Source organism: Sphingobium sp. TomTYG46 (assembly GCF_055396345.1).
The window spans coordinates 497,067-516,748 of the sequence record NZ_AP027324.1; the positions used below are offsets into that span (position 1 = coordinate 497,067).

18 protein-coding genes are annotated in these 19,682 nt (G+C 63.4%); 17 read left to right on the forward strand and 1 reads right to left on the reverse strand.

Annotated elements, in window-relative coordinates:
* The first annotated feature begins 216 nt into the window (after positions 1–216).
* The 4 genes from ACZ5YV_RS02595 (at position 217) to ACZ5YV_RS02610 (ending at position 6,804) form a co-directional block, all read left to right on the forward strand.
* On the forward strand, positions 217–600 hold the full coding sequence (locus ACZ5YV_RS02595; RefSeq protein WP_464788448.1) for a tetratricopeptide repeat protein: 384 nt from the start codon (positions 217–219) through the stop codon (positions 598–600).
* A 270-nt stretch (positions 601–870) separates the two neighbouring features.
* Entirely contained in the window at positions 871–2,457 is a 1,587-nt protein-coding gene (locus ACZ5YV_RS02600; protein WP_464788449.1) for a hypothetical protein, read from the forward strand.
* Positions 2,458–2,548: 91 nt separating this feature from the next.
* Positions 2,549–5,227, forward strand: a complete 2,679-nt coding sequence (locus ACZ5YV_RS02605) for a TonB-dependent receptor domain-containing protein (RefSeq protein ID WP_464788450.1) — start codon at positions 2,549–2,551, stop codon at positions 5,225–5,227.
* An 89-nt stretch (positions 5,228–5,316) separates the two neighbouring features.
* Entirely contained in the window at positions 5,317–6,804 is a 1,488-nt protein-coding gene (locus ACZ5YV_RS02610; protein WP_464788451.1) for a CYTH and CHAD domain-containing protein, read from the forward strand.
* A 3-nt stretch (positions 6,805–6,807) separates the two neighbouring features.
* Here the strand turns inward: ACZ5YV_RS02610 and ACZ5YV_RS02615 are convergent, their stop codons facing one another.
* On the reverse strand, positions 6,808–7,461 hold the full coding sequence (locus tag ACZ5YV_RS02615) for a prolyl hydroxylase family protein (protein WP_464789132.1): 654 nt from the start codon (positions 7,459–7,461) through the stop codon (positions 6,808–6,810).
* Between the two features lie 168 nt (positions 7,462–7,629).
* Here ACZ5YV_RS02615 and ACZ5YV_RS02620 point away from each other — a divergent pair, with 168 nt between their 5' ends.
* From ACZ5YV_RS02620 to ACZ5YV_RS02680, 13 genes are read left to right on the forward strand one after another with little or no spacing between them, the layout of a single operon-like run.
* Positions 7,630–8,454 (forward strand): type II secretion system protein N, encoded by an 825-nt coding sequence (locus ACZ5YV_RS02620; protein WP_464788452.1) that lies wholly within the window; start codon positions 7,630–7,632, stop codon positions 8,452–8,454.
* The gene (gspD, locus tag ACZ5YV_RS02625) at positions 8,451–10,637 is read left to right on the forward strand and encodes a type II secretion system secretin GspD (RefSeq protein WP_464788453.1); all 2,187 of its coding nucleotides are present in this window, start codon (positions 8,451–8,453) and stop codon (positions 10,635–10,637) included. Before ACZ5YV_RS02620 ends, gspD begins: the two co-directional genes overlap by 4 nt.
* Before the next feature lie 52 nt (positions 10,638–10,689).
* Positions 10,690–12,228: a type II secretion system ATPase GspE gene (gspE, locus tag ACZ5YV_RS02630; protein ID WP_464788454.1), complete on the forward strand. Its 1,539-nt coding sequence runs from the start codon at positions 10,690–10,692 to the stop codon at positions 12,226–12,228.
* On the forward strand, positions 12,221–13,438 hold the full coding sequence (gene gspF / locus ACZ5YV_RS02635; RefSeq protein ID WP_464788455.1) for a type II secretion system inner membrane protein GspF: 1,218 nt from the start codon (positions 12,221–12,223) through the stop codon (positions 13,436–13,438). Before gspE ends, gspF begins: the two co-directional genes overlap by 8 nt.
* 9 nt (positions 13,439–13,447) lie before the next feature.
* On the forward strand, positions 13,448–13,981 hold the full coding sequence (gene gspG / locus ACZ5YV_RS02640; RefSeq protein WP_464788456.1) for a type II secretion system major pseudopilin GspG: 534 nt from the start codon (positions 13,448–13,450) through the stop codon (positions 13,979–13,981).
* Between the two features lie 49 nt (positions 13,982–14,030).
* A complete protein-coding gene (locus ACZ5YV_RS02645; RefSeq protein WP_464789133.1) occupies positions 14,031–14,483 on the forward strand; it encodes a GspH/FimT family pseudopilin in 453 nt (150 codons plus the stop codon).
* Positions 14,476–14,922 carry a type II secretion system minor pseudopilin GspI gene (gene gspI, locus ACZ5YV_RS02650; protein WP_464788457.1) on the forward strand — a complete coding sequence of 149 codons (447 nt, stop codon included), beginning with the start codon at positions 14,476–14,478 and terminating at the stop codon, positions 14,920–14,922. Before ACZ5YV_RS02645 ends, gspI begins: the two co-directional genes overlap by 8 nt.
* Positions 14,922–15,644 carry a type II secretion system minor pseudopilin GspJ gene (gene gspJ / locus ACZ5YV_RS02655; RefSeq protein ID WP_464788458.1) on the forward strand — a complete coding sequence of 241 codons (723 nt, stop codon included), beginning with the start codon at positions 14,922–14,924 and terminating at the stop codon, positions 15,642–15,644. The genes gspI and gspJ overlap by 1 nt, the downstream gene beginning before the upstream one ends.
* Positions 15,637–16,626: a type II secretion system minor pseudopilin GspK gene (gene gspK / locus ACZ5YV_RS02660; protein WP_464788459.1), complete on the forward strand. Its 990-nt coding sequence runs from the start codon at positions 15,637–15,639 to the stop codon at positions 16,624–16,626. Before gspJ ends, gspK begins: the two co-directional genes overlap by 8 nt.
* Entirely contained in the window at positions 16,623–17,732 is a 1,110-nt protein-coding gene (gene gspL, locus ACZ5YV_RS02665) for a type II secretion system protein GspL (RefSeq protein ID WP_464788460.1), read from the forward strand. The genes gspK and gspL overlap by 4 nt, the downstream gene beginning before the upstream one ends.
* Positions 17,729–18,214, forward strand: coding sequence for a type II secretion system protein GspM (gspM, locus tag ACZ5YV_RS02670; RefSeq protein WP_464788461.1), 486 nt, complete (start codon positions 17,729–17,731; stop codon positions 18,212–18,214). The genes gspL and gspM overlap by 4 nt, the downstream gene beginning before the upstream one ends.
* A complete protein-coding gene (gene gspN / locus ACZ5YV_RS02675; protein ID WP_464788462.1) occupies positions 18,211–18,933 on the forward strand; it encodes a type II secretion system protein N in 723 nt (240 codons plus the stop codon). The genes gspM and gspN overlap by 4 nt, the downstream gene beginning before the upstream one ends.
* Positions 18,930–19,679, forward strand: a complete 750-nt coding sequence (locus ACZ5YV_RS02680; RefSeq protein ID WP_464788463.1) for a prepilin peptidase — start codon at positions 18,930–18,932, stop codon at positions 19,677–19,679. The genes gspN and ACZ5YV_RS02680 overlap by 4 nt, the downstream gene beginning before the upstream one ends.
* Positions 19,680–19,682 lie beyond the last annotated feature (3 nt).

Sequence of the window (19,682 nt, forward strand, 5' to 3'; positions counted from 1 at the left end):
CTCGCTATGGGCTGGTGGCTGAATCTGCAGCCGCGAATCGGCTGGCGGGAACCAAGACGGTTCAATTACAGTTCTATGACAGTTAAAAGAAAAATTTATAACATATTGAATTACAATGAATAAAAATCATTTTTGGGCGTGGTTCGCTGCTTGTTCAGATGTCATCGAGATGAAATAATCCCGGCTATTGTAGAAAGTTTTTTCGGGAGAAATTGGATGATGAAGGTAGCGGCGATCGTCGGGTTGGTGCTGGCCGGGGGCATGTCGGGCGCGGCCGTGGCTGCATCCGATGAAGTGGTTGTGGTCGGTGTCCCCGATGGACAATTGGCCGCCCCGGCCTTGGTGGCGAAGGATTATGAAAAGGCCGTTCGCCGCCTTGCGCCGATGTGGCCGGACGGGGCGAATGATCCGGCTCGGTTGATCAACCTTGGCAATGCCTATGCGGGCCTCGGGCGGATGAAGGATGCGCGAGAGGCTTATGGCGCCGCCCGTTTCGCGCCGGAATCGACGTTGCTGCTCGCGAATGGTGAAGAAGCATCGTCGCGGGATGTCGCCCGCCGCGCGCTCGGCCGCCTCGAAGCGAGCTATGCCATGCGCTGACTTCAGCGCGTTAAGTCATTGAACAGTGAGGCGTCGTCCGGTGGGACGGCGCCTTTCTTTTTGCGTGGACGGCTTTCGCAATCATCAAAGTGAAACAAGAGTCTCTGAACTGTCATTTCAAAGTCACTCTCCCGTCACGGAAGCAAAATGTCTCTGTCATCCGGCGCGCCTAGCTGCGGCGACTGAGGGCGGCAGGGGGCGTTGTCCGATTCGTGAATCCCCTTCGCTCCGCATCTTAACACAAACCGGCATCGCCGGAGCGGAGACGACATGGTCAAGACTAATCGTATCAATACCATCCTGATGGCGGGTTGCGCCTGCGCTGCTCTGAGCGCCTGCGGTGCCGATGACATCGCTTCGCCGGGCGAGGGGACGATCGTCCTGCCCGCGCCGACGCCTTCGCCGAGTCCGACGCCCACTCCAACGCCGGGCAATGTGACTGCTGCTGCCGACTGCCCGACCATCTCTGGCGCGGATCAGCTAACCAACCTAGGCACTATCAGCGACGGCACCAATACGTGGCGCAATTGCGGCTTCCCCGCGCGTTTCAACAGCTCGACCGCGATCGCCAAGACGGCGGGCGTCATCTATTCGCTGCCCGGCCGCGTCGATGTCGGCACTGATCAGGGCGCTGCGAGCACCGGCTCCAATGTGACGCTGACGGTTGATCCGGGCGTGGTGGTCTTTGCCGGCACCGGTAGCGCCTTCCTGGCTGTCAATCGGGGTAACAAGATCAACGCCGTGGGCACGGCCGCACAGCCGATCGTCTTCACCAGCCGTGAAAATGTCACCGGTTCCGCCACCGATCAGTCGTCAGGCCAGTGGGGCGGCATCGTGCTGCTGGGCCGCGCCAAGATCACCGACTGCGATCAGGCGCCTAACGCGGCTCCGGGAACCACCGCCTGCCAGCGCGACACCGAGGGCACGACCGGCGCGCTCTATGGTGGCGACAATGACGCGGACAATTCAGGCCGCATGAGCTATGTCCAGATCCGTTATTCCGGCTTCGTGCTGGCGAATGGCAAGGAACTGCAGGGCCTGACCCCTTCGGGCGTCGGCACCGGCACGCAGCTTGATCATATTCAGGTTCACAACAGCTCGGACGACGGCATCGAGGCTTTCGGTGGTTCGACCCACATGAAGTATCTGGTGCTGACCGGTAATGAGGACGACAATCTGGATACGGACGTGGGCTTCCGCGGTACGGCCCAGTTTGTCATCTCGGTCCAGCGCGCCAACAACAATATCGGCGATACCTTCACCGAGACGGACTCGAATGGTTCGACGACCGGCACCAGCTTCTCCGAAGACGCGCTGCCCCGCCAGTATCTGAAGGTTGCGAACTTCACGCATATCCAGCGGTCGAATACCGGCGATGACGGCGCGACCATGATGCTGCGCGGCGGGGCTGACCTGGCTATGGTGAACGGCATCATCGTCAGCCCTGACCAGAGCTGCCTGCGCATCAACAGCGCGGCGACGGTGCGTGATGCCGACGCGGCGCTACAGGATGCGGGCAAGCCGCGTTACCTGTCGGTCGTGATGCAGTGCAACGCCACCCCGTTCAAGGGGACCGGCGGCGTCGATGCCGCAACGGTCCAGTCGATCTTCGCGACCGATCCGAACAGCAGCTTTGCCTACACGCCTTCGCTGACCAGCCTGTTTATCAACGGGGCGACGGAAACGGCTCGCGCCGCGATCGACCCCAAGACGATCGACAGCAACTTCACCACCACCAACTATATCGGCGCGGTGAAGGACAGCAACGACAGCTGGTACGCAGGCTGGACCTGTAATTCGGTCACGGCGAGCTTCGGCAGCAGCAGCGCGAACTGCACCGCCATCCCGACGACCTGATCGACCTGACCCTGAACAGGGGCGGGGGAGCGTGCATCAGCCGCTTCCCCGCCCTCTTTACAAAGAATTTTCCCAAGGGGGACTCCAAGCCATGTCGAAGCCGCTCAGCCTGGCGCGCATGCTCCTGATTTCGACCGCCCTTTCCGCTCCGGCGGTGATGGCGCAGACCACGACCGATAGCGCGCCCACATCAGGCGTACCGACCGCATCCGAGGAAGCCGATGCGCAGACCGGTAATGTCGATGTGTCCGTGCCGGGGTCCGACATCATCGTCACGGGACGCCGCACCAGCAACGTGTCCCAGGCCGCTCCGCAGGTGGTGACCGTGCTGTCGGCCGCCGACATCAAGCGCACGGGCGAAGGTGACATCGCCGGGTCGCTCCAGCGCGTGACAGGCCTTTCGGTCGTGTCGGGCGGCTATGTCTATGTGCGTGGCCTTGGTGACCGCTATTCGCTGGCGCTGCTCAACGGGTCGCCTCTGCCGAGCCCGGAACCGCTGAAGCGCGTCGTGCCGCTCGACATCTTCCCGACCAGCGTCATCGCATCGACGATGGTGCAGAAAAGCTATTCGGCCAATTTTCCCGGAGAGTTCGGTGGCGGTGTCATCAACCTGACGACCAAGGCTATTCCGGTGGAAAGCTATCTGGAGTTGGGGATCGGGAGTTCCGCCAATACCGAAACGTCGGGCAACATGGGCTACACCTATTATGGATCAAAGTCGGACTGGACCGGCTTTGACGATGGTTCGCGCGACGTTCCGCCACTGCTGGCGCAGGCTTTCGGTAGTGGAGTGCCATTCTCCAACATGACGCGTGGTGACCTGCAGGCGATTTCGATGCAGTTCCTGAATGCGAAGACTTCCGTGCTCCAGCGGACCAACAGCCTGCCTTTCAACTTTTCGGGGTCGCTGAACGCCGGTACTGCGATGGACGTGGGTAGCGACGGGCGGTTGGGCGTGCTGTTCACCGCGTCCTACAGCAACAAGTGGCGGACACGGTCCTCACTACAGCAGGCGTCAATCAATCTGGAGCAGGCGCCCGGCAAGAACGGCGTACAGGTGTCGACGGATAATGAGGTGACATTCAACAGCCTGTTCGGGGTTGGCCTTGAACTGGGCGATCAGAAGATCCGCTGGACCAATGTCTATATCCGCGACACGCTGAAGCGCGGCGCCCTGACGCTGGGGCAGAATGACGGCGCGATCGCGGGCGCGGATTATATGAAGCAGAACACCGCGTGGTATGAGCGGCAGCTGATCGACACCCAGATGGTCGGCGAGTTCAAGCTGATGGAGGGCCTGAGCCTCGACCTGCGCGGCGGCTATGCCAATTCGCAGCGGGAAGCGCCCTATGAGCGCGAGTTTGAATATGTGCGGACCAATCGTGACCTGACGGTCGATCCCGTGGGCGACCGCTTCGTCAATGCGCTGAACCGCCAGCGGGGCGATGCGTCTATTACGTTTAGCGATCTCAGCGAAGACCTGTGGTCAGCGGGCTGGGACCTCAGCTACAAATTCTCGCCCGATCTGACGGCAACGGTGGGCTATGCGTTCAGCGATACTAAGCGCACGTCCTCGCGCTATGAGTTGCATTTCGACGCGACCAACCTACCGATCGCCGTGCAACAGCTGCGGCCCGACTACTTGCTGTCGGACGCTTCGATCCAGTTGTTCGACATGTCGCTGCTGGACTTTTCGGGCAACTATCCCGTCTATGACGCCGCTCTGCGGACGCATGCGGGCTATGCGCAGGTGAAGGTGCGGCCGATCGCAGGCGTGACCGTGGACGCGGGGGTGCGTTATGAGAAGGGGCGTCAGTCGGTCACCGGCGTGGACGTTTACAATACGGGCGTCGAGCCGGTGAACGGCATCAACAAGGAATATTGGCTGCCCGCCGCGACCATCACTGTCGAGGCGGCCAAGGGGCTGCAGTTCCGCATGAGCGGTTCCAAGACGATTGCACGCCCGCAGTTCCGCGAGCTGATCGCCCAGCCCTATATCGATACCGATTCCAACCGCTTCTATCGCGGCAACCCTTTCCTGCAGGATAGCGAGTTGTGGAACGCCGATTTGCGTGCGGAATGGTATATGGGCCGGGATGAGCGGCTTACGGCGGCGGCGTTCTGGAAGAAGATCGACAATCCGATCGAGACCTACACGACGATCAACGACAAATATGACGTGACGACCAGCTTCGCCAATGCGCCGGAAGCCACGCTGTACGGCGTCGAGTTCGAGGCGCAGAAATATTTGCCACTCGATAACTGGAGCAGCCCGTTCTTCCAGACCCGTCGGATCGTGTTGATCGGCAACTATACCTACACCCAGTCGAAGCTGAAGGTGAGCGAAGGGGATACGACCATCCCCTACAGCTATACCACCGGCTCGCTGCCCGCCGCGTCCGACTATTTCCAGGATGGGGTGCCGCTGACCGGCCAGTCGGATCATCTGGTCAATTTGCAGCTTGGTCTTGAAGACACCGACAGGCTGTCGCAGCAGACGCTGCTGCTGACATATGCCAGCCCGCGCGTCACCAGCCGTGGTCCCAACCTTCAGCCCGATATCAAGGAAAAGCCGGGACTGACGCTGGACTTCGTGGCGCGGCAAGGCGTGACCCTGCCGGGCGGGGTGAAGAGCGAGTTCAAGTTTGAGGCGCGTAACATCACCGGTCGCAAGTTCCAGGAATTGCAGGAACTGGACGGCAACAAGGTGTTCTACAACCGCTACAAGATCGGCACGACCTTCGCGGCTTCATTGACCGTGGCGCTCTGATTGAACTTTCTCTGATGAGGCTTGACGGCCGATCTGCTTCGTGCGGATCGGCCGTTTCGCCATCTGTGATTCGCGCGTTTTCCTGCGCCGTGTTAGGTGTTGGCCTCAAGCGGAGGCAGGCGGTGAAGCAGGAAGTCGAGCTGAAACTGGAGCTGTCGCAGCAGGCGGCGGAGGCCTTTGAGCAATTGGCGCTGCTGCCCGCTGAAAGCGGCCGGTCGCAACTTCAGGCCGTCTATTTCGATACGCCTGACAAGCAGTTGGAAGCGCGAGGATATACCCTGCGCATCCGCAGATCAGGGGAGGAGCGCGTCCAGACCGTCAAGGCCGGTAGTGAAGATCGGGGCGGAGCGCTGTTCTCACGGGCGGAATGGGAAATGCCGGTCAGGCAGGACGAGCCGGTGATCGATAGCCGCACACCTATTGCGGGCGTTCTAGGTGATGCAGCGGAGATGATCGAACCCGCGTTCAAGGTCGAGGTTGAGCGGCGCACATGGCAAATTGCCGAGGGGGCCGCGGAGATCGAATTGGTGCTCGACAGGGGATGGGTCCGCGCGGGTGAGCGGCAGTCGCCCATCTGTGAAGTCGAACTGGAATTGAAGGCAGGAGAGCCCGTCGGCCTGTTTGCGCTCGCCAGGCGAATAGAGGCGGAAGTGCCGGTGCGGCTGGGCGTCGCGGCAAAGTCGGAACGAGGCTATCGGCTGCTGGCACCCGCGCCCGCCTGCTTCAAGGCGGAGAGGCTGGCGCTGAAGCCTGATATCAGCGTGCAGTCGGCGTTCCAGGCGATTATGCGCAACTGTGTGCGGCAATATCGGCTGAACGAAGATCTGCTGCTCGACCATTATGATCCGCAGGCGGTGCATCAGGCGCGTGTAGGCGTGCGGCGGCTGCGTTCGGCGCTGACGCTGTTCAGGTCAATGCTGGCGGCGCAAGACGTGACCCGCTTTCAGGGTGAACTTCGCTGGCTGGCGCAGCTGCTGGGAGAGGCGCGTGATCTGGATGTGCTGATCGAACGGGTGAAGCCGGGCGAACTGCACGAGCAACTGGCTGCCGTCCGCGCGGTGGTTCATGCGAAGGTGATCGATGCGCTGGAATCCGATCGGGCGCGGGGCTTGATGATCGATATCGTGGAATGGCTGACGCTTGGAATAGGCGAGCCGGATGCCGATGGCTGCAAGTTGCGCGATGAGGCTGCGGAGACGTTTGCCGCGCGCCGTTTGCAGCATTTTCATCGCTGGCAGATGAAGCATGCACGGCATCTGGCGAAGCTGGATGACGCGCACCGTCACGAAGTGCGCAAGAAGGCGAAGAAGCTGCGCTACGCCGCCGAATTTTTCGGGGGTCTATTCGACGCCAGGAAACAGAGGCGACAGCACGCGTGCTACATCGATGCGCTGGAAGGATTGCAGGACGAACTGGGCGCGCTCAATGATCTGGTCAACGTGCGGACCCTGTTGGCGCGGCATGGCCTGCCGGTCGATGCCGATCTGGTGAAGAGCGGTCGGAGCAAGAAGAAGCTGCTGGCGGCGGCGGGCAAAGCCTATGATGAGTTGGCGGATGCCAAGAGATTCTGGCGTTGAAGATCAGGCCCAGGGCTTCTCTCGATACCATTTTGTGATGATGTGCTTGACGCCGCTGCGCACCTTCAGCCCGTGGTGCAGGCTGGCCCCATTATAGCGTCCGGGTTCAAGGCGATTGTTCCAGGCGAGTAGCTTGCCAAGTTCGGGCTGAACCGTCTTGCCGATCTTGACGAAGCGGGTCGCGCCGCCTGCGGGGGGCTGGTTCAGATAGACCATCAGCGTCCATGTGCGATTGCCTGATACGGAGCAGTAGCGGGCGAAGTCGAGGCCAGCGGGATCGAAATAGTCGGTGTGGGCCTTGAATTCCTGGCCCACGGCATAGCGCTGCCCCTGTATCGGTTCTCCGAAACATGGGGCGATCCCGGCGAAGGCGGCGAGTTTTTCGTCTATTGCCCCGATGAAGGGATCGGCGTTGTCGAGATCGCAAGTCTCGCTGGTGCGGAAGCCTGTGTCGCCATTGGCATCGGCGATGGTGGAAGGGCGGCGGCGCGCCTCGATCCGTGTGATCAGGCCATCGCATTCTTCCGCTGTCAGGAAATCCCGCTGGATGAAGAGCGTCAGATCGCGGCTGGGTACGCGCTGGACGCGTGGATGGGATGCGATCCAGGAGGCATCGGCATCGGCATCGGCTGCTGTAGGGATGGGCTGGCTTTGCATGGACGCCTTCGTGGGCGGTGGATCGGGCCTTTTGCTACCGTCCGACGCTCCAAATGCAAGCGTCATCGCTTGCGGATTGCCCTTGTCATGGATAGGTCACAAGTCTGTCATCCAGCAGTAAAAACAATTGCCTAGCAGCGCGGGTGTCAAGGGGGATCACCAAGTTCCATGCGCGTGCCGTTTCGCAGTGACTTTCAAGGCCTTAGCCGCCGCCTCGCGCCGATCGACTGGACGCGGGTTGCCGAGAAGCTGTTGCTGGGCCTCCTGGCGCTGCAATGTGCAAGGCTGGTTTGGGCTGTGCTGACTCCGGACGGGAGCTTTGGACCGTGGGAAGGGCGGCAGGCGCAATTTCCGAATTCCGCGGCGCGGCAGGCGCTATTTTCCAGTTTTGACCCCTTTTACCGGGCTGGACCGCAGCAGGCGGCGGGCGGTGGGGTCGTCACCTCGCTGGCACTGACGGTTTACGGCATCCGGTTGAACGAAGGGTCGGGGCTGGGATCGGCCATCATTGCAGGCCTCGACGGGGTGCAGAACAGCTTTGCCGTGGGTGACGAGGTTTTGCCGGGTGTGCTGTTGAAGGGGGTGGCGTTCGACCATGTCACCATCGATCGCGGCGGCGTGGAAGAGCAGATATTTCTCGACCAGTCGCAGCCCGCGCCCGTCACTGCGCCGGGCGAAGGCGGCGCTGTTCCAGCGCCGACAGGCGGCATCGACAATCCGACGGCGGATGGGTTGAAGCGCGACATCGGTTTTGCGCCTCGCATGCAGAATGGCCGGATCACGGGGCTCATCCTGATGGCCAAAGGACCAGCTTTCCAGAATGCCGGGTTCCAGCCTGGCGATATCGTCACCCAGGTCGATGGGCAGCCGGTCGGCTCGCCTAGCGATCTCCAGGCGCTGCAGGGCAAGATCATGCCCGGCGCGCGCATTTCCCTGACCGTCGAGCGGGGTGCCAGCCTTTCGACGATCAACCTTACTCTGCAAGGCCAATGACCAGAAAATTCCTTCTCTCCGCCGCGACCGCCCTCGCTCTGGCCGCGCCTGTCGGGTCGCCTGTCATGGCACAGCAGACGCTGAATGTGCGCGACGCCGATATTCGCGCCTTCATTCAGGATGCCGCGCGCGTGACGGGGCGGACCTTCATCATCGACAATCGGGTGCAGGGGAAGGTTTCGGTTGTGACCGACCGGCCGCTGTCACGATCGGAATATTTCGAGATTTTCCTGTCGACGTTGCGGGCGAATGGGCTGGTGGCGGTGCCAGCTCCGGGCGGTGCTTATCGCATTCAGCCTGCTGACGGGGCGGCCGGGCAACCTAGCGTCGTCGGACGGGGGGCTAATCGCAACCAGTTCGTTACCGAGGTGTTCCGCCTGCGCTCGATCGATGCGGCCAGTGCGCTGGAGACATTGCGGCCGCTGGTCAGCAAGGATGGATCGGTGACCGCCAACCGCGCCGGGAACAGCGTGGTCGTTGCAGACTATGCCGACAATATCGGGCGTATCCGACAGGTCCTGGCGCGGATCGATCGCGATACGGCGGCGACGCAGACGGTGATGTTGCGGAATGCTGGCGCGCGAGAAATCGCGACTTCACTTCAGGCGCTGGTGCAGAATGGTGGCGAAGGGACGCAGCGCGCGGCGACTATCGTGCCGATCGACAGCAGCAATTCGGTCGCGATCCGGGGCGATGCCGGGACGGTGACGCGATTGGCGCAGATGGCGCGCGATCTTGATCGGCAGGCGGCAAGCGGGACGGAGATTCGCGTCTATTGGCTGGAACATGCGGATGCCGAAAAGCTGCTGCCTGTGTTGCAGCAATTGGTTGGGCAATCGTCCAACTCTGCCGTGACGGCTTCGGTTCCGGCGGCGGGGAATGGTGCTGCTCCGGTTGCGGCGGCGCCTGCGGTGGTGAGTTCGGCGGGTTCTTCGGGTGGCGGCATTTCGACGCGGGGTCCTGCGATCGTTACCCGCTATGAGGGAGCCAATGCGATCATCGTAGCGGCTAATAGCGACGTGCAGCGCATGCTTGGCGAGACCGTTCGGCAACTCGATACGAGGCGGGAGCAGGTTCTGGTCGAGGCGATCATCGTCGAGATCAGCGATGCCGCCGCCAAGAAGCTGGGCGTGCAGTTCCTGATCGGCAGCGCCAAGACGGGTTTTGCTGCTACCAATTATTCCAACGCTTCTCCCAACTTGCTGACACTGGCGGGGGCGATTGGCGCGAACGAGTTGGGTAAGACCACCACGACGGTCGTCAACGGCGGCGTGACCACGACGACCACCTCGACCGAGAATAGCAGCCTGTCGAACACCTTGCAGCAGGCGGCGGTCGATAGCTTGATGAACGCGACGGGCGGCTTTGGCGGGGTTGCGACGCAGATCGGGCGGAACGGTATTTTTGGGGCGATCATCAACGCTGTCAGGTCCGACACCGACAGCAATATCCTGTCCACGCCTTCGGTTATGACGCTGGACAATCAGAAGGCGTCGATCCTGGTCGGGCAACAGGTGCCGATCACGACCGGCGAGGCGCTCAGCCAGAATTTCGACAATCAGTTTCGTACCGTGCAGCGGCAGGATGTCGGCATCAAGCTGGAGGTGAAGCCGCAGATCAATACGGGCGGCGCGATCAAGCTGTTCCTGAGGCAGGAAGTGTCGAGCGTCGCCGGGCCGGTGTCCAACAATAATAGCGACCTCATCATCAACAAGCGCGAGATCGAGACGACGGTCACGGTGGATGATGGCGAGATTTTGGCGCTTGGTGGCTTGCTGGACGACAACGAGCGCAAGACGATCGAGCGTATTCCGCTGCTGTCCGATATTCCGGGGCTGGGTGAGTTGTTCAAGTCGCGCAGCAAGAGCCGGAGCAAGACCAACCTGATGGTCTTCATCCGGCCCACCATCCTTCGGTCGAAGGAGGATGCGCAGCGCCTGACGCAGCAACGCTATGGCTATGTGCGGGACATGCAGTTGGCGCGGAACCCCGATCAGGAACCGAGCATCGACGAATTGGTGCGCGACTATATGGGCGCGGAACCGCCAGCCGCTGCGATGCAGGCGAGTGATGCGGTGGCGCAGTCAAGTGCTGGCCCGGCGCAAGTGATTGAACCGACGGTGCGGCAATCGAGCGGCGTGGTGCGGCCGGTGGACGGTGCGGCGAATGGAGGTCGGCGGTGAACCGTTTTTCGAAGGGAGGGCTTCGACAGGCTCAGCCCGAACGGAGGTTAGGGTGAGCGAGCCCCACTCCGATCTCGACGTGCCGCACAGCGCGCCCCGCGCGGTGGATATTCCCTATGTCTTTGCGCGCAAGCATGGCGTGGTCATGCTGCCGCTGGACGGAGACCGCCTCACGATCGCAGTTCGGGAGGGGAGCGATCCGCGCATATTGCTGGAAGTGCGGCGCCATCTGGCACGAAGTTTCGATGTGCGGTTCGTTGATGGGCCACAGTTCGACCGGCACCTGTCGGATCACTATGCGATGGAGGGCCGCGCTGCCGCCATGGCCGGGTCGCTGGAGGTGGGCGCCGATGAGCTGGACATTCTTGCCGCAGACATTCCGACTGCCGACGACTTGCTCGACAGCGCCGATGACGCGCCCGCGATCCGGCTGATCAACGGGATCATCGCCGAGGCGGCGCGGCAGGGTGTGTCCGACATTCATATCGAGCCTTATGAAACCGGCCTGATCGTGCGGATGCGGATCGATGGGGTGCTGCGCGAGACCTTGCGCATGCCGCCACATGTCGCGCCGGTGGTGGTGAGCCGGATCAAGGTGATGGCGCGGCTGGACATTGCCGAGCGGCGGGTGCCGCAGGATGGGCGCATCGGTTTGACGCTTGGCGGGAAACTGCTGGACGTGCGTGTATCGACGCTGCCGAGCCGGGCGGGCGAGCGGGTGGTGCTGCGTATTCTCGATAAGGAGAATGCGGGCATGAATCTCGACCTGCTGGGCATGGCGGGGGCGGCGGATCGGATTTTTCGTGAAGGATTGCATGAACCGAACGGGATTATTCTGGTCACGGGGCCGACCGGGTCGGGGAAGACGACGACGCTTTATGCGGGTCTGAGGCAGTTGAACGATGGGACGCGCAATATTCTTACCGTGGAGGACCCGGTTGAATATGCGGTCGAGGGGGTCGGGCAGACGCAGGTTAATGCGAAAGTCGGGCTGACCTTTGCTGCGGGGTTGCGCGCGATCCTGCGGCAGGACCCTGATGTGGTGATGGTCGGCGAAATTCGTGACCGGGAGACGGCGGAGATTGCCGTGCAGGCGTCGCTGACGGGGCATCTGGTGCTATCGACCGTGCATACCAATGATGCGGTGGGCGCGATCACGCGGATGCGGGATATGCGGGTGGAGCCGTTCCTGCTCGCCTCGACCCTGCGAGCGGTGATCGCGCAGCGACTGGTGCGGCGGCTTTGTCAGCATTGTCGGGAGCCGGTGCAGGCGGACAAGTCGGCAAGCGCGTTGCTTGGTTTCGATCCCGGAACGATCATTTATCGGGCGCGAGGCTGCGAGGAGTGCAATGGGACTGGTTATAAGGGCCGGATCGGCGTGTTCGAGGCCATCCGCGTGGATGATACCATCCGCCGCCTGATCAATGATGGGGGTGACGAGTCCCTGATCGCGCGGCATGCTTTCCTCAATGCGCCCAATCTGGGGTCGGCGGCGCGGGCGCTGGTGCGCGATGGACAGACCACGGCGGAGGAAGCCATCCGCGTGTCGCGGCGCGATGCGGCCGAGGTGGAAACCATCGCCGATGGCTGAATATGATTATCTGGTCATCGATCCGGCGGGCAAGGAGCGCAGCGGCAAGATCAAGGCCGATACGGTCGAGGATGCGCGGGCCAAGCTGGACGCGCGCAAGCTGTTCATCGTGCGGATCGAGCCGAACGTAGCGGAGAAGGTAGGCAGGCGAGCGGCCTTCTCCCTGCGCGCGCCTCGTTTGTCGGCGAAGGAATTGACGCTGTTCACGCGGCAGCTGTCGACGTTGATCCAAGTGAGCCCGCTCGAAGAATCGCTGCGGACGATCGGGCGGCAGAGCGAGCAGGAGCATGTCCGCGCGATTGTCAGTAAGGTGCATTCGGGTGTGTTGGAAGGGCGGCGGCTGGCGGATGCTCTGGGCGCGGAGCCGAAGAGCTTTCCAGCGCTGTATCGGGCGATGGTCTCTGCGGGTGAAAGCTCCGGCAGCTTGCCGACGATCATGGAGCGCTTGTCCGACCTGATGGAACGGCAGGCGGTGATCCGGTCGAAAGTTTTGACGGCAATCGCTTATCCGAGCGTGTTGGCCGCTTTCGCCGTCTGCGTGGTCGCGGCGTTGATGATTTTTGTCGTTCCCAAGGTTGTGGAGCAGTTCGATACGGTTGGTCAGGACCTGCCGCTGCTGACGCGGATGGTGATGGGGACTTCGGCCTTTCTGGCTGGCTATTGGTGGTTGCTGGCGATCCTGATTGGACTGGGTGCCTTTGGTTTCTGGCGGGCATTGAAGATTGAGGCGTTCCGTTATCGGTTCGATGGGCTGTTGTTGCGGTTGCCGCTGGTGGGCCGATTGATCCGCGATCTTCATGCGGCGCGGATGGCGCGGACTCTGTCCACGATGGTGGCGAGCCGCCTGCCGCTGATGGAAGGCCTGACGCTGACGACGCAGACGGTGCATAACCGGGTTTTGCGGCAGGCTTCGGAGAAGATTGTCGAGGCCATTCGCGGGGGCGGGAGCCTGTCGGCGGCGCTGCGGCGGGCTGGTGTGTTTCCGCCGTTGCTGGTCTATCTGGCGGCGAGTGGCGAAAGTGCGGGGCGGCTGGATACGATGCTGGAGCGGGCGGCCGATTATCTGGAGCGGGAGTTTGACAGCTTCACCTCCGCTGCGCTCGCCATGCTGGAGCCGGTGATCATCATATTGATGGGCGGGATCGTGGCGGTGATCATCTTGTCGATCCTGCTACCCATCCTGCAATTGCAGAGCCTTACGGGGGCTTGAGGAGTGATTATGTCTATTTCCAGAGCCATGCGCTTTTTCCAAAAAGAAGAAAGGCACTTCGACAAGCGCAGTGCGAACGGAGGTCGAAAAGCAGGCGAGGATGGCTTCACCTTCTCGAGGCGTTCCGCCGAACACGGCTTTACGCTGGTCGAGTTGATGGTGGTGATCGTCATCATCGGGCTGTTGGCGACGATCGTGGCGATCAACGTCATTCCGGCGACCGACACGGCGCGGGTGGAGAAGGCGAAGGCGGACATTGCGACGATCGAGCAGGCTCTGGAGCAGTACCGGCTCGATAATCTGAGCTACCCTTCGCAGACGGATGGTTTGCAGGCGCTGATCAATCCGCCCGCATCACTGGCGCAGCCGCAGCGGTATCGCCGGGGCGGCTATATCAAGAAGCTGCCGGATGATCCGTGGGGCCGGGCCTATCATTATGCGGTGCCGGGGCGGAAGGGCGCGTTCGATATCAGTTCGCTGGGCGCGGATGGCCAGCCGGGCGGCGAGAGCGAGAATGCGGATATTTATTCCAGCGAGCTTTGAGGCGGCGATCCTGAGCGAAGTCGAAGGGCTCAACCCGAACGGGGAGAGGTTGGTTCGTCGGCCGATCGCCAATGGCTTTACCCTGATCGAGCTGATGGTCGTGTTGACGATCGTCGGTTTCATTTCGGCTGCGGTGGTGCTTGCCATGCCCGACCCGCGCGGGCGGGTTGTCTATGATGCCGATCGCTTTGCCGCGCGCGTCGCCGCCGCGCGCGACGAGGCGGTCGTTACCGCGCGGCCGATGGGGGTGTGGGTTTCCGCGTCGGGCTATGGCTTTCAGCGGCGCAATGGGGCGCAATGGGTGCCGTTGGAGGACAAGCCGTTCGTGACGGCCAACTGGAAGGCCGGGACGCGGGCACTGGTTGGCAAGGACGGGCGGCAGCAGATCGGCTTTGATGGGACTGGCCTGCCGACTGACGCCATGACGGTGACTTTGGCGCGGGAGGCTGAGCGGGTTTCCGTGACTGTCGATATGGCGGGGAAGGTCATGGTCGGTGGGTAGGCTCCAAATCCTCGACAGCTTTGCTGGAAGAAAGAAAAGGGCTTCGACAAGCTCAGCCCGAACGGGGAGGGGTGCGGGCCGGAACGGTGAGGCGGGCTTCACGCTATTGGAAATGCTGGTGGCGTTGGCGGTGTTCAGTCTGGCTGCCTTGGCGCTGGTGCGGTTGCAGGGGGTGACTTTGCGGACGGCGGCGGATCTCGACAGCAAGGCGCTGGGGCAGATTGTCGCGCGTAACCTGATGGTGGACGTGCAAACCGATCCCGCGCCGCCCTCGCTGGGCAGGGAAGAGGGCGATGTCGATAATGGCGGGCGACGCTGGCATTGGGTGAGGGCGGTCAAGGCTACTAGAGACAAGCGACTGTTGCAGGTTGATCTGACTGTGAATGGGCAGACGGGGTCATCGCCGGTCGTGCTGAGCTTTGTGCGGGTGGTGCAGTGATGCGCGCCATAGCCAGCAGGGATTTCAGTCGCGCATCAGGCTTCTCGACCCTTCGACAGGGCTCAGGACAGGCTTCGCTCGAAGCGAACGGAGGGCCGGGCGGGCAGGCGGGCTTTACGTTGATAGAGCTGTTGGTGGCGCTGATGATCTTTGCGATGCTGGCGGCGGCGGGTGTGCTGCTGCTGGGGAACAGCGTGTCGGCGCAGGCGCAGGTCAAGGCGCGGCTGGATGACATGGCGGCCGTGCAAAGGGCAGGTGGCGCGCTGGCAGCCGATCTTGGGCAGGCGGTGCCGCGTATCAGCCGCACGGAGACGGGGACGCTGGCGCCTGCATTCTGGTCACACCGCGAGGGCGAGGCCGTGCCGGTGATGCAGTTTGTGCGTGGCGGCTGGGACAATCTGGGCGATTTGCCCCGGCCTTCCTTGCAGAAGGTGGAATATTGGGTGCGGCAAGGGCGGCTGGAGCGGCGCACTTATGCGCAAGTCGATGGCGCGGCGGGGGACGATCCAGCTACGCTGCTGGACCATGTGGATGATGTCGCGCTGCGCTTTCGCGACGCGCAGGGGGAGTGGCGTGACGAGTGGATACCGACGCAGCCCGACCTGATGCCGCGCGCTGTTGAAATGACGGTGACGCGCATGGGTGAAGCGCCTGTCACCTTGCGCTTTCTGGTCGGGCCGGGGCCTGCGGAGAAGCTGGAAGGGGAGATGGCTGGTGCCTGATCCCGGGGAAAAGGGCGAGCGGGGAGCGGCGCTGCTGACCGTATTGCTGCTGGTCGCGGTGATGGCCGTGGTTGCTTCCACGGCGCTGGAGCGGCTGGCGCTGGCTACCCGGATGACGGGCAATAGCGGCGCGGTGGACCAGGCGCGGGCCTTTGCCGATGCGGGCGTGGAGATGGCGCGGTTGCGGATCGGTGATCTGATCGCCGCCAATCCGGGCAAGACGACGCTGGCGGGAAACTGGATGGGGACGCCGCAGCCGGTCGCTGTTCCCGGTGGTGTCGCGAGTGCGCGGGTGAGTGATGCGGGCAACTGCTTCAACCTCAACAGCGTGGTGGCTGGCGAGAATGAGTCCAATTTGAAGGTTCGGCCGGTTGGCGTGTCGCAATTTCAGGCATTGTTGCAGGCGCTGGGCGTGGATGCGCGGCAGGCGCAGGTGGCGGCGGCATCGCTCGCCGACTGGATCGACAGCGACAGCGTGCCGCAGCCCGGCGGGGCGGAGGATGAGGTCTATGCGCAGGCGGCACGGCCCTATCGCACGGCAAATCGCTTCATGGTGGATGCGAGTGAGCTGCGCGCGGTCCATGGGGTGACGTCCGCCATCTATGATCTGGCGCGGCCGTGGGTTTGCGCGTTGCCGACGGCGGATTTGTCGCCGATCAACGTCAACACGCTGCTGCCAGGGCAGGCGGTGCTGTTCGCCATGCTGTTGCAAGGGCAGGTGAGCGTGGCGCAAGCGCGGCAATATCTGGCGCAGCGGCCCACCGAGGGTTACGGCAGCACGGTGCAATTTTGGGCGCCGCTGGCCAGCCAGGGCATCAGTCCGCTTGAGGAAGCGGCCAATCAGGTCAAGTTGACGACAGGATTTTTCGGGGTGGAAGTGACGGTGGACGTTGGGGGAACGCAGGTGGTGGAGCGGGCGATGATCGATGCCCGGCAGAGCCCGGCGAGGTTGATCCGCCGTAGCTGGGGGAGCGGCGCGTGAGCGTGCGTGACGGACTGATCGTGGCGCTGCCCGAAGCGGGCGAACCGCTGTGGATGCGCGTTGTCGATGGCGCTGTGGCGCAGAGCGGCAGGGGGGCAAACTGGCTGGCGGCTTGTGGCCTGACGGCGTTGCCTGCCGATGCGGTGGTGATGTTGGTGCCGCCTGCTTCGATGGTGACTTTGCATTGGGCGGACTATCCTGAACTTGCACCCCGGCAGGGGAGGGCGGCGGCGCGGCTGGCGGCGCTGGCGGGCGGGATCGTGCCTGCTGATCAGCTGTTTGCGGCGGCGGATGAGAATGATGATCCGGCGCGGCCGCATGTCGTCGCGGTCGCTGCGAGGGGCGACATGCAGCATTGGCTGCTTTGGGCGCAGCATCATGGGTTGGACCCGGACATTATCGTGCCTGCGCCGTTGCTGCTGCCGGAGCCCGTTGAGGGTTTTGTGCGTGGCGCGCTGGATGGCGAGGCGGTGTTGCGGGGGCGTGACGTTGCTTTTGGTGGCGATCTGGCTTCGGTGCTGGCGGCCGATGCGGTGATTGAGGATGTGCCTGCCGATCTGTTGCAGGCGCGGGCCGTCGAGGCGCTGGAGCGGCCGCCACTGGACCTGCGGCAGAGCGACTTTGCCAAGCGGGTGCGGCGGGTCGCGGACAAGGCGGTGCTTCGGCGGATATTGCTGTGGAGCGGGCTGATCCTGCTTGTCAGCCTGTTCATTTCATTGGCGGTTATGGTGCGGCAAAATGTGGCTGCGAGTAGTCTGGATGCGGAGAGCCTGGCGCTGGCGCGACAGGTGGTGCCGAGTGCGAGTGACTTGACGCAGGCGGAGGCGGAGATTGAGCGGCAGCTGGCGGCGCGCGGGGCGGGCGCTTATGCCTTTACCGCGCCGGTTGCGGGTTTGCTGAGCGCCTTGCAGGAAGCGCCGGGCGTGTCGATGACGGCGCTGTCGCGGGATCCCGATGGGATGATCCGGGGGACGCTGGCGGCGGCGAAGGTGGAGGAGATCAACGCGGTGCTGCTGGCGTTGCAGAGCGCGGGCTTCACCATCACGGCGACGCCTTCGCAGGACCCGGGCGGGCGGGCGCTGGCCGACATTACGGTGCGATCATGATGGATGCGATGAAGACGATGTGGGGCGGGAGATCGCCGCGCGAGCAATGGATGCTGGGCGTGATGTTCGCGCTGCTGGCGGTGGTGCTGCTGTGGCTGGGCGTGGTGGGGCCGTTGGCTTCGGCGCAGCGGTCGGCGCGTGAAGGGCTGCTCGCCGCGACTGATCGCAATGCGGCGATGCGGGCGAAGGTGAAGTTGCTCAAAACATTGCCGCGAGGGGTTGCTGCGAGTTCCGGGACGGCGATCGATCAGCTTGTGAGCCAGAGCGCGGGCGAGGCTGGGCTGACGCTGGAGCGGGCGGAGGCGCAGGGCGACGCGCGGATCGAGATTGCGATGGCGTCGGTGCGGCCGGTGGCGCTGTTTTCCTGGCTTGCGGCGCTGGAGGCGCAGGGCGTGCGCGTGGAGACGATGAGCGCGCGGCCTTCCCCGACGGCGGGCAGCGTTTCGGTGCAGGCGGCGCTTGTGCGGGGGGCTGGGCAATGACGCGGCTGGGCTGGTCTGAGCGGACGCGAATTGCGATCGTCCTGCTGTTGGTCTTTGGGCTGATCCTGTTCATGCCCATGCGGATTGCGCTGGGGCTGTCCGGGCTGGAGCGACTGGGCATCGCCGCGCGGGAGGTGCGGGGAACGCTGTGGAGCGGGCGGATCGATCAGCTGATGCTGGGCACAATGCCGGTCGGGTCGGTGAATGCCGCTTTATCGCCGGTGTCTTTGCTGATGGGGCGGGCGCGGTTCGACATATGGCGGCGGCAGGGCGCGGCGGATGATCTGAGCGGCGCGCTGACCGTGGGTTTCGGGCGCGCGGGCATTGACGATGTGACGGGGACTGTGCCGCTCGGGCGAAGCTTTGCGCCGCTGCCGATCGCGAGTTTGGCGATGGAGGATGTTACCGCGTATTTTTCCGGCGACCGTTGCGGCCATGCCGAGGGTCGGGTGCGGGCGCAGTTGGCAGGGCAATTCCCGGGTCTCAACCTGACGCAAGGGCTGTCGGGCGTAGCGAGTTGTGATGGCGAGGCGTTGCTGCTGCCGCTGGTCAGCCAGTCCGGGCTGGAGAAGATCAACCTGCGGATATGGCGGTCAGGGCGCTATGTTGCCGAGATGCGGGTGGAGACGGCGGACGCGGCGCTCGGCGATGCACTGGCGAAGGCTGGCTTTGCCGGGACAAGCGGTTCGCGGGTGCTGAAGGTCGAAGGAACGCTGTGATCGATCCGCTGTGGGCGGCGCTGGGCGCGGTTGCTGGGGCGATCGCGGGCAGCTTTTTGGGAACGCTGATATTGCGTTGGCCCGAGGGTCGCGGCGTCATGCGTGGACGGTCGGCTTGCGATAGCTGCGGGCGGGTGCTGGGCGCGGTCGACCTTGTCCCGGTGATAAGTGCGCTGCTGTTGCGAGGCAGGTGTAGGACTTGCGGCGGGAAGATCGCACCGCTGCACGGGCGCATGGAGGCGGGCTGCGCGGTGATCGGGGCGCTCGCATCCGGTCTGGCGCCGGGGCTGGTGGGGGCTGGATGGGCTTTGCTTGGATGGCTGCTGCTGACATTGGCGATCCTCGATTGGCGGCATTTCTGGTTGCCGGACGCGCTGACGTTGCCGTTGGCGTTCCTTGGACTGACACTGGGCCTGTGGGTGACGGATGCGGCGCTGTCCGATCGCGTGATCGGGGCGGCAGGAGGATATGGTGTCCTGCTGGCGGTAGCGGTCAGCTATCGGATGGCGCGGGGGAGGGAAGGATTAGGCCTCGGTGACGCGAAGGTGATGGGCGGGCTAGGGGCCTGGTTCGGATGGCAGGCGCTGCCGTTCATCCTGCTGATGGCTGCGGGGATTGGCCTGATGGCGGTGCTGGCAAGCGTCGCGTTGGGCCGGAGAATAACGGCAGCGACGCGGGTGCCGCTGGGCACATGTCTGGCGGTCGCGGCACTCCCCGGCTGGTGGGTGTCGATGCTGGTTGTCTAGTTT